The organism is Pseudomonas sp. MHK4 (assembly GCF_054600775.1).
This window is the reverse complement of the sequence record NZ_BAAIAK010000050.1, coordinates 1-719: the sequence shown is the minus strand read 5'-3', so window position 1 is coordinate 719 and position 719 is coordinate 1. Positions and strand designations below refer to the sequence as shown.

The window sequence follows — 719 nt, the reverse complement described above, 5'->3', positions numbered from 1 at the left end:
TTGAGCCGCTGGCGTCCCTTCGATGGCGTGGTCTGGGCCTTGAACAAGGCGCAGACCACCGACGCCGCGACTATGGGGGAAAACGTACGGCGCCTGTGCGGTCTGGCTCGAGCGCTGCATTGGCAGTTGCCGCTGCACCTGTGGCAGGTCTGTGACACTGGGTGGGACCAGCACGCACGTCAGACGCAGCCGGTGGGTTGCGCGTTGCCCGCCGGTTTCACTGTCGTCGAGTTGGAGAGTCGCCTGGAGCAATTGCTCGAGCCTTTGCGCCAGCAGGGCCTGGAGCAGATGCGTGGGCAGATGCAGCATGACTTTTTGCTGCGCCTGTCCCGCGATCTGCAGGTCGAGGGCATTCCCCGCTGGCGGCAGGCGCTGGCACCGTTGCTCGGCGAGTTGGCCGGGAGCGTGCCCTTGCGCGGGTTGTGGTTCAGCCTGCCATTACCGCCGGCACCGGCGGATACCCATAACAGCGGTAACTTCTGGTCGATAGCGCCGGTATGGCAGGGCGTACTCGGCGATAAAAAGCCGCACGCCCGTCGCCTGGGCTGGCCCGCGACCCGTATTGCGCAAGCCTTGATGCTCGCCCTGGCACTGGTCTGGAGTGCCGGCATGCTGCTGTCCTTCGCCAGCAACCGCGTGCACATCGCCCAGGTGCAGACATCGCTGGCGACCCTGCAACAATCATCAACCCCTGACGAACAATTCCTCGCCCTGAATGA

The 719-nt window shown here is 64.8% G+C and carries 1 pseudogene; it reads left to right on the top strand.

The window, feature by feature from the left end:
• Positions 1 to 719: pseudogene (locus ACYP2Q_RS31460) on the top strand (ImcF-related family protein); the annotation flags it as partial.